General features: G+C 30.2%; 9 protein-coding genes and 1 tRNA gene. 5 read left to right on the forward strand and 5 right to left on the reverse strand.

What is annotated here, in order from left to right:
- Positions 1 to 775 precede the first annotated feature (775 nt).
- Entirely contained in the window at positions 776 to 1,009 is a 234-nt protein-coding gene (locus tag B0A65_RS06390; protein ID WP_026982402.1) for a putative signal transducing protein, read from the reverse strand.
- 107 nt (positions 1,010 to 1,116) lie between these two features.
- On the opposite strand from B0A65_RS06390, the gene rnr reads away from it, so the two are divergent.
- The 4 genes from rnr to B0A65_RS06410 are packed head-to-tail and all read left to right on the forward strand — an operon-like array spanning position 1,117 to position 5,240.
- Entirely contained in the window at positions 1,117 to 3,297 is a 2,181-nt protein-coding gene (rnr, locus tag B0A65_RS06395) for a ribonuclease R (RefSeq protein WP_074660125.1), read from the forward strand.
- 23 nt (positions 3,298 to 3,320) lie between these two features.
- Positions 3,321 to 3,989, forward strand: a complete 669-nt coding sequence (locus tag B0A65_RS06400; RefSeq protein ID WP_074660126.1) for a head GIN domain-containing protein — start codon at positions 3,321 to 3,323, stop codon at positions 3,987 to 3,989.
- A gap of 13 nt (positions 3,990 to 4,002) precedes the next feature.
- Entirely contained in the window at positions 4,003 to 4,680 is a 678-nt protein-coding gene (locus tag B0A65_RS06405) for a LysE family translocator (protein WP_074660127.1), read from the forward strand.
- Between the two features lie 14 nt (positions 4,681 to 4,694).
- Positions 4,695 to 5,240 (forward strand): hypothetical protein, encoded by a 546-nt coding sequence (locus B0A65_RS06410; RefSeq protein ID WP_074660128.1) that lies wholly within the window; start codon positions 4,695 to 4,697, stop codon positions 5,238 to 5,240.
- A gap of 208 nt (positions 5,241 to 5,448) precedes the next feature.
- Here the strand turns inward: B0A65_RS06410 and B0A65_RS06415 are convergent.
- The 4 genes from B0A65_RS06415 to B0A65_RS06430 form a co-directional block, all read right to left on the reverse strand.
- A tRNA-Cys gene (locus tag B0A65_RS06415) sits at positions 5,449 to 5,522 on the reverse strand.
- Between the two features lie 95 nt (positions 5,523 to 5,617).
- Entirely contained in the window at positions 5,618 to 5,977 is a 360-nt protein-coding gene (folB, locus tag B0A65_RS06420) for a dihydroneopterin aldolase (RefSeq protein WP_074660129.1), read from the reverse strand.
- A gap of 2 nt (positions 5,978 to 5,979) precedes the next feature.
- A complete protein-coding gene (locus tag B0A65_RS06425) occupies positions 5,980 to 6,276 on the reverse strand; it encodes a hypothetical protein (protein ID WP_074660130.1) in 297 nt (98 codons plus the stop codon).
- Positions 6,277 to 6,495: a hypothetical protein gene (locus B0A65_RS06430; RefSeq protein ID WP_072970018.1), complete on the reverse strand. Its 219-nt coding sequence runs from the start codon at positions 6,493 to 6,495 to the stop codon at positions 6,277 to 6,279. It abuts the gene before it with no gap.
- A gap of 134 nt (positions 6,496 to 6,629) precedes the next feature.
- Between B0A65_RS06430 and B0A65_RS06435 the strand changes: the two genes are divergently transcribed.
- Positions 6,630 to 8,747, forward strand: a complete 2,118-nt coding sequence (locus B0A65_RS06435) for a glutamine--tRNA ligase/YqeY domain fusion protein (protein ID WP_074660131.1) — start codon at positions 6,630 to 6,632, stop codon at positions 8,745 to 8,747.
- Positions 8,748 to 9,327 lie beyond the last annotated feature (580 nt).

Here is a 9,327-nt window from a genome sequence, read left to right on the forward strand (position 1 = left end):
TTCTATAAAACTAAAAATTTGTGAATTCGTGGCGAAAACTACTTAGTATATGCATTAAACTTTGTGACCTTTTGACACAAATTAATACGTATATATAGATCCAAACTTTATTAACTTTGCGTAAAAACTTTGTATTCTTTGTGGTAAAATACACCCCATTTACAACACGCTTTATATCAAAACCTTAACGTTATTAACAATTTTAATATCTCTATAATTAGCTGAATATCAATTAGAAATAAACATTATTTCTGTTAAAATTTTAGATTGTTAATACCAAAAGCTAATTCGTTGATATTCAGTTAACTTTAAATTAACATTATTTGTTAATAAGTTCAGATAGAATATTAGAAGTTTTTTTTGGTCGTGTCATAAAAAAACCTAATCCAAAACCGGAATCAAAAAACCTAATAAAGTTTGAGAAATTTTTAGAAAAGTTATCAATATCAAAAATGCCATTTTCAACAAATATCAACATATGAACTTATCTACAAAATGAATCCCTTTTTAGTTGTCAACCGTTGTTAATTAAAATACAAAAAGTCTTATAAATTAATCTTTTAGCTAAATATAAGTATGTTGATAACTCTATATAAGTAAGCAAAACTTCATTTCAATACAATTAAAAATAAAATTATTGCACATATTAACAAGCTATAATAACAACCATAAATTAATTTAAATTAAATTTTTCTTTTTGTTGTATTTAATATATGTTGACAACTTTGAAAAGTTTTAAAAGAAAAAAAAATTGAAACTGAAAAAATAGAACGGTTTAAACGATTTTGAGTGGACTGTTGAGATTGTCCAGAATTTGCTGAACTTCTTCGAAATCGTTTGGATGAACTTTCAGTTTGATTCCACCCAATGCTGCCGAATACATTGGAGCCACAGAGAGCGTCATTTCGTTTTCAAAAAAATACGGAATCTCTTCTTGTTCTAGTAAGTGTTTCAGAACAACGGTTTCGTGCTGGTAATTGAATATGGCGATGGTTTTAAAGCTTTCCATACAAGGTATTTTTATAAAGATACGAAAGTTATTTTTTTAATAATTTATTTGTTAAAATCTATAATCTGATATCTTATTTGTAATTTTAACTTTTTAAGAAAAGATATATGAGTAAGAAAATTAGAAAGCCGATAAAAAATGAGAAAGATTTCTCTAGTAAGATAGTAAAAATTTTATCGCAAAGCCCAAATAAAGCATTCAACTACAAACAAATAGGAGCAAAGTTAGAACTTGATGATACAAAAAGCAGAAATCAGATTATAAAAGATTTAAAAATTCTGGCTGCTTCAAAGAAAATTATAGAAACCGAACCTGGAAAATATTTAGTGAAAGCCGAAAGTCAGGATTATTACGAAGGAACCATTGATATGACCAGCAGAAAAACGGCCTATTTTGTTTGTCCTGATTTTACTGAAGATGTTTTTATTCCGACCAATAATTTGAATCGTGCACTAGACAAAGACAAAGTAAAAGTTTACGTTTATAACAGAAGAAAAGGGAAAAGACCTGAAGGAGAAGTAATTGAAGTAATTGAAAGAAATAAAACAGAGTTTGTTGGTGTAATAGATATTCAGGCCAATTTTGCCTTTGTATCAACAGCAAATCCTAAAATGTATACGGATATTTTTATTCCGAAAGATAAAATTGGTGAAGCAGAAAATGGTGATGTTGTATTAGTTACGATTGAAGACTGGCCTAAAAGAGCGGATAGTCCGTTTGGATCTGTGATTAAAGTTTTAGGAAAACCTGGAGAACACAATACAGAGATTCATGCCATTTTAGCTGAATATGGTTTACCATCTGATTTTCCGGTAGAAGTAGAAGTATTTGCACAAAAAATAGATACTTCGATTCAGGAATCTGAAATTGCAAAACGTCGTGATATGCGTGATACACTGACATTCACGATCGATCCAAAAGATGCAAAAGATTTTGATGATGCCTTGTCTTTCAAAAAGTTAGAAAATGGAAATTTCGAAATAGGTATTCATATTGCCGATGTTTCGTATTATTTAGAAGAAGGAACAATTTTAGATGATGAAGCATATCAAAGAGCAACTTCGGTTTATTTGGTTGATAGAGTAGTACCAATGCTTCCGGAAGTTTTATCTAATTTTGCCTGTTCATTACGTCCAAATGAAGAGAAATATACATTCTCTGCCATATTTGAAGTTTCTGAAACATCGCAGGTTATTAACCAATGGTTTGGTAGAACAGTAATTTATTCAGATCAGCGATTTGCTTATGAAGAAGCGCAATATATCATTGAAACAAAAGACAATACAATTCCGGTTGATATTTCAATTACAGGAGAATCGTATGTTGTTTCAGATGAAATTGTGGAAGCCACTTTAAAATTAGATGAATTAGCTAAGATTTTAAGAAAGAAAAGAATGGCCAATGGAGCCATTTCTTTTGATAAAGTAGAAGTAAAATTCAACTTAGATCCTGAAGGAGAGCCAGAAGGAGTGTACTTCAAAGTTTCTAAAGATGCCAATCATCTTATTGAAGAATTCATGCTTTTAGCGAATAGAAAAGTAGCTGAGTACATTGGAAAACAGAAGAAAACATTTATTTACAGGATTCACGATGAACCAAATGAAGATAAATTAATTGCGATGCAAACCGTAATTGCTAAATTTGGTTATAAAATTGATTTCAGAAACAAAGGCGATATTTCAAAATCATTGAATGCCTTGATGGAAGAAGTGAATGGTAAAAAAGAGCAAAATTTAATTGATACTCTAGCGATTAGAAGTATGAGTAAAGCCAAATATTCAACAGAAAATATTGGACATTATGGTTTAGCTTTTGATTATTATAGCCATTTTACTTCGCCAATTCGTCGTTATCCTGACGTTATGGTACATCGTTTGCTGCAATTTTATTTAGATGGAGGTGCTTCTGTAAACGAAGAAATCTACGAAACAAAATGTCTGCATTGTTCCAATATGGAAAGTTTAGCAACCAATGCTGAGCGCGACAGTATCAAATACATGCAGGTTAAATACATGCAGGATCACCAGGACGAAGAATTTTTGGGCGTTATTTCAGGAGTTACAGAATGGGGAATTTATGTTGAAATTGTTTCGAATAAATGCGAAGGAATGGTAAGAATCAGAGAAATAAAAGATGATTATTACACTTTTGATGAAAAACAATATGCTTTGGTTGGAGCTACTTCAAACAGCATATTGCAATTAGGAGATGAAATTTATGTTAAAGTAAAAAATGCCGATTTAGTGAAGAAACAACTGGATTTTCATTTTTTGCGACGAGCAGAATAGTTGTTAAATTAAAATAGAGAGATATGAAAAAGTTATTAATTGGTGTTGCAATTTTATTTGTACAAATGTCATTTGCACAGGTAACGAAAGAAGTAGGAGATTTTGATGAAGTAAAAGTTTTTGATAAACTTCATGTTAAATTAGTAGCGTCTTCAGACAATAAAGTGGTCATTAAAGGAGCTCGTGAATCAGAAGTAGAGGTTATCAACAAAAAAGGTACCTTAAAAATAAGAATGACTATATCTAAACCATTATCTGGAGATGAGCTTGATATTACATTGTATTATAAACACATAGAACTTATTGATGTTAATGAAGGTGCCCTTGTTACAAGCACAGAACCTGTAAAAGCAACTTCATTTAAGGTAAGTGCTCAGGAAGGCGGTAAAATTAATGTAGATTTAGATGTTGATAAACTAAAAGTAAGTTCAGTTTCTGGAGGAGAAATTACTTTGACAGGGAAAGCTTCAAACCAGGATGCAAGTTTAGGAGCTGGTGGTTTTTTATTAGCTAGCAAATTAGTTACCTCTCAAACTACAGTAAGCGTTTCTGCGGGAGGAAAAGCAGATGTGAATGCTACTACGCTTGTTGATGCAAAAGTAAGCGCAGGAGGCTCTATTTACATTTACGGAAAACCTAGACAAATTAATCAAAAAACGGTTTTTGGAGGTAAAATCGAAGAAGTGAAATAATAATTCTATTTGAATGATAAATGATATTTTGGCTGGACTGCCATGGGGACTTTTTTTAAGTTTTATGGTAGGTCCAGTATTTTTTATATTACTGGAAACCAGTATTACAAAAGGATTCAGAGCTGCAATAGTCTTTGATTTTGGTGTAGTATTAGGTGATATTTTTTTTATAGCCATCGCGTATTTAGGAAGTTACAGATTAATTCAGAGTTTAAAAGATAAACCGGCACTTTTCATTTTTGGCGGAATAATTATGCTGGCTTATGGTGTAATTTCTTTCGTAAGATTAAAAAATGAAGAAAAAATAGATGATGAAGAAATTGATCGCGATATCATCAAAAGAAATTATGGAAGTTTGTTTATAAAAGGTTTTTTACTGAACGTTATTAACATAGGAGTATTAGGTTTTTGGCTGGCTGTTATCATTTCTGTCGGACCAAAATTAGAAATGCAAAACTCCAGAATGATTACTTTTTTCACTGCTGTTATTGTTACTTATTTATTAGTAGATTGTATTAAAATACTATTAGCCAAACAATTAAAATCTAAAATGACACCCAATAATATTCTTAAAATAAAGAAAATTATAAGCATTGTTTTAATGGTTTTTGGATTTGCTTTAATGATCCAGGGTTGGTTTCCAAAAGAAAAAGAAATGGTTAAAAATGCTTTTGAGAAGATTGAGAAGTAGTCATATTTAATTACATGAAAAGACTTTTACTTATTTTAATTGTGATTTTTGTTAGTTGTAATAACTCGAATAAAACTGAAATTAAAAAGGAAGAAGTTGTAAAGAAGGATCTAGAACCTTTTTTTATTGCAGATAAAATTGATCACTATTATTTAGATATTTCTGATTTTTCGGTTTATGACATTCTCAGAAAAAAGAGAATTGTTGATAATCAAATTAAGTTAAGTAGTTTATTAAGTGGTAATTATCCTCAAACTATTTCAGAACCAAATTTTGAATCTGATTTATTAAAATTTCATTTTGTTAAAACAGAATTAACTAAAGAAAAGAAGAAAGAAGTAGAGACAATTTTTACACAAAATGATTCTTTATCACCAGATGTAGCAAGCTGCATTCCAAAATATAGGGATATATTTATTTTAAAAAAAAATGATTCTATAATTGGTATTGCCAAGATTTGTAATGGTTGTGGAGAATCTCAATTTTTGGGAACTAAAGTTGACACTCATACTTTTGGTTTACCATCAGAGCTTGAAAAGCTTTATAAAATAGTAAGATAATGATACTGGAATTATATTTTAAACCTCTCTAAAGCAGAGGTTTTTTTATGTTTAAAAGTCTGTTTTTTTGTCATTGCGAGGAACGAAGCAATCTCGTGTAGTATATCAATATATACGGATTATAGGAATGAGATTGCTTCGTTCCTCGCAATGACAAAAATGAGTAAAAATTAAACATAAAAAAAGAGATACATTTCTGAAGGTCTTCTGGAGGCATCGTCCGGATTCGAACCGGAGTAGGAGCTTTTGCAGAGCCCAGCCTAGCCGCTCGGCCACGACGCCATTGCTTGAACGGATGGCAAAAGTAACTAAAATCTTTAAAATTCAAAACTTTAAAAGTAACTATTTTAAAAAAATTAGTTTTCTGAGCGAAAGAATTACTTTCTAGTTTCCGTCATTTTTATAGTAACTGATTCAACATCACCACCAATAGGAGGATTTATTTTAGAAACCCAAACTGTAGTTTTTTCTATCATTTGTATTTCTGCCAGAACACGAATGTTGATTCTTTTCGCCACATGTTCTAATAAATGCGAACGAATTGCCATTTCTTCGGTAACAATTTTGTTCAAATGTACATAATCAACAGTGTCAAGAAGATGATCTGTTTGTGCTGATTTTTGTAAATTGGCTTTAATTTTTAGATCAACAGTATAGTCTGATCCAATTTTTCCTTCTTCAATTAAACATCCATGGTAGGAAAAAGTACGGATGTTTTTAAGTTTTATAACTCCCATTTTTATAGTTTTATTCTTGTAGTGTTTGGATCTTGGTAGTTTGATGTTACAGCTTGTATTGAAACGATTTTTTCATTTTCATCAACCGTAAAATGAATTGTATAAGGGAATTTCTTTAAAGGTAAAGTACGAACTACATTATATTTTTCTTCAAAAAAAGGAAATGTTTTTAAAGTTTCTACATAATCCTGATATTCATTTATGAATTTTGTTCCTAATCCGTTAGATAAAGATTCATAATATTCAGCAATCTCATCTGCTTCCAGGTCAGCACGTAAGAGAATAATTATTTCCAACATTTATTTATTCCATTTAGCGTTAAGCTTTTTTTTAGATTCTTCCCAACTTATATAATCTTCTGGTTTAGCATTTTTGATTCGATCTAAAACCATTTCTTGCTGCCAAAGCGGAATTTCATTCTCTTGAGTTTCATTTATAGAAACATCTGGAACATGTTTGAAAAAACTAATAAAAGTTTCGTAAAAATCGTCTGGAATTGTAACAGTTAATTGTCTCATAACTTCAATATTTATACAAAAATACTAATAAATTTAGTTTCAAGTTTAAAGTTTCAGGTTTAATGCCAGTTAAGTAACTTTAAACCTGAAACCTGAAACCTTTTTTTTATCTTTGCTAAAATTACTATAAAATAATGGCATCAGAAGAGAAATCACTCAATTTTATTGAACAAATCATAGAGGAAGATTTAAAATCAGGTCTTTCACAAACTAAACTTCATTTTCGTTTTCCACCAGAACCAAACGGTTATTTGCATATCGGACACGCAAGTTCTATTGCTTTAAATTTTGGTTTAGGAATTGATTATCAGTCTCCTGTAAATTTACGTTTTGACGATACAAATCCAGAAAAAGAAGAGCAGGAATTTGTTGACGCTATTAAAAAAGATGTCGAATGGCTGGGTTATACCTGGGCAGAAGAACGTTATGCTTCAGATTATTTTCAACAATTGTACGATTGGGCCGTTTTATTAATTAAAAAAGATAAAGCATATGTTGATAGTCAGTCTTCTGAAGATATGGCGATTCAAAAAGGTACTCCATCTACTGTTGGAACAGATAGTCCGTATAGAAATCGTTCTGTTGAAGAAAATTTAGATTTATTCGAAAGAATGAAAAACGGCGAGTTTGAGGCTGGAACTCATATTCTTCGTGCAAAAATAGATATGAAATCTACGAATATGTTGATGCGTGACCCTATTATGTACAGGATTTTACACAGACATCATCATAGAACCGGAGACGATTGGAAAATTTACCCAATGTACGACTGGGCACATGGACAAAGTGATTATTTAGAAGAGATTTCACACTCTTTTTGTACACTTGAATTCTTGCCTCACCGTGAATTATACGATTGGTTTTTAGACCAGATTATTGATGAAAATCAGATTCGTCCAAAGCAAAGAGAATTTGCAAGACGTAATCTTTCACATACCGTTGTTAGTAAAAGAAAACTACAGCAACTAGTTAAAGAAAAGCATGTTAACGGTTGGGATGATCCTAGAATGTCAACTATTTCAGGGTTAAGAAGACGTGGTTATACAGCTGCTTCATTGCGTAATTTTGCGAATACAATTGGTATTGCAAAACGTGATAATTTAATCAATGTATCGGTTTTAGAATTCTGTATTCGTGAAGATCTGAACAAAATTGTACCTCGTGTAATGGCTGTTTTAGATCCGGTAAAATTGGTAATTACAAATTATCCTGAAGGAAAAGAGGAGTGGTTGGAAGCAGAAAATAATCAGGAAGATGAGAATGCCGGTTTCAGAAAAGTACCTTTTTCCCGTGAATTATACATTGAAAGAGAAGACTTTTTAGAAGAAGCTCCAGCGAAGTTTTTCCGTTTGACTTTAGGAAAAGAAGTACGTCTTAAAAATGCATATATCATTAAAGGAGAAAGTGTTATAAAAGATGCGGCAGGAAATATTACAGAAATTCATGTTACTTATGATACCGATTCTTTAAGCGGAAGCGGAACAGAAGCAAGTCAAAGAAAAGTATCTGGAACTCTACACTGGGTTTCTATTCAGCATGCAGTTGAAGCAGAAGTTCGTATGTACGATCGTTTGTTTACAGATGAAGCTCCGGACAGTTATAAAGACAAGAATTTCTTAGATTTTGTGAATCCAAATTCATTAGAAATCATCAAAGGATTTGTAGAACCAAGTTTGGCAACTGCTCAAAATGAAGATAAATTTCAATTTCAACGTTTAGGTTATTTTACTGTTGATAAAGATTCAACTGCTTCAAAATTAGTATTTAACAAAACTGTTGGATTGAAAGATGCCTGGGAAGAAAAAGGTAAAAAGGAAGAAAATAGTATCAATAATTCTTTAAAAGATATTAATAAATATTTTAAAGTTGAAACTAAGCCGGAACGTATTGCAATTGAAAGTGCAATAGGGGAGAGCATCAAAAATGTTTCAAGTTTTTCGTTGTTGCAAAATTCATTAAAGAAAAATATTAACAATAATAAGGCTTCGTTGTTATTTGCTCAGTTTATTTTGAAATATTCTCATTTGAAATCTGCTGATTTTGAAGAAGAGGATATCAAAAAATTATATACAATGTCATTAAGAAGTGAATCTTCTTTTGTTCGATCAAAAGCACTTTTAAATTTACGTGATTTAGAAGTTGAAAATTTTAGAGATCAATTTCAAGATGAAATTTTAAAATTATATTCTAATCCTCCAAAAAATGCTTCAGAGCGAGAAATTGAAATTTTTTCTGAAATGGTAAAGAAATAACATCATTAAAATCTATTGAAAAGCGCTTTTTATAAGCGCTTTTTTTATTATTTATATTTTCTATTCAAAAGTGAAATTTTATAAAAATTTTATATTAAAAGTGACCCATATAAATTGATTTTAAACGGTTTTTTTACTTCTTCGGATACAGAATTCGTCTTTCAGAAAATAATTAAAAGAGAAGCTTTATTTTAGTTTTAGCTCTTCTTTTAGCCTTCTTTAGAGCTTATTAACAACGGAATGTTTATAAAGTTGCTATTTTCAAGCTTCTTTTGCAAAAGCTTTGAATTCTTGTCGAAATTAAAAGTAAATTTCATTATATCAATTTTAACGATCAATAATTAAAATTTACAAGATTATATTTATTATATATAAAAACTATTAATATTTATATTTTAATAGATAATTTTAATTAAAAGTGACCTTCATAATTTAATTTTAAGACCTTTTTTTGCTTCTTCCATCTCTTAACTCATCTTTTGAATAATTGTTGATTTTTAAGCTTTATTTAAGTTTTAGACGTCGTTTTTGTGAGTTTAACGGGTTATTAACATACAATTGTTTATAAAGTCGCTATTTT

The sequence above is a fragment of the Flavobacterium frigidimaris genome (genome assembly GCF_002217275.1).
Taxonomy (GTDB): Bacteria; Bacteroidota; Bacteroidia; order Flavobacteriales; family Flavobacteriaceae; genus Flavobacterium; species Flavobacterium aquidurense.

Excerpts from the sequence above, each read along its gene's own strand:
- B0A65_RS06410 (WP_074660128.1), top strand. The coding sequence starts at position 4,695 with ATGAAAAGACTTTTACTTATTTTAATTGTGATTTTTGTTAGTTGTAAT.
- B0A65_RS06430 (WP_072970018.1), bottom strand. The coding sequence starts at position 6,495 with ATGAGACAATTAACTGTTACAATTCCAGACGATTTTTACGAAACTTTT.
- B0A65_RS06425 (WP_074660130.1), bottom strand. The coding sequence starts at position 6,276 with ATGTTGGAAATAATTATTCTCTTACGTGCTGACCTGGAAGCAGATGAG.
- rnr (WP_074660125.1), top strand. The coding sequence starts at position 1,117 with ATGAGTAAGAAAATTAGAAAGCCGATAAAAAATGAGAAAGATTTCTCT.
- folB (WP_074660129.1), bottom strand. The coding sequence starts at position 5,977 with ATGGGAGTTATAAAACTTAAAAACATCCGTACTTTTTCCTACCATGGA.
- B0A65_RS06400 (WP_074660126.1), top strand. The coding sequence starts at position 3,321 with ATGAAAAAGTTATTAATTGGTGTTGCAATTTTATTTGTACAAATGTCA.
- B0A65_RS06435 (WP_074660131.1), top strand. The coding sequence starts at position 6,630 with ATGGCATCAGAAGAGAAATCACTCAATTTTATTGAACAAATCATAGAG.
- B0A65_RS06390 (WP_026982402.1), bottom strand. The coding sequence starts at position 1,009 with ATGGAAAGCTTTAAAACCATCGCCATATTCAATTACCAGCACGAAACC.
- B0A65_RS06405 (WP_074660127.1), top strand. The coding sequence starts at position 4,003 with ATGATAAATGATATTTTGGCTGGACTGCCATGGGGACTTTTTTTAAGT.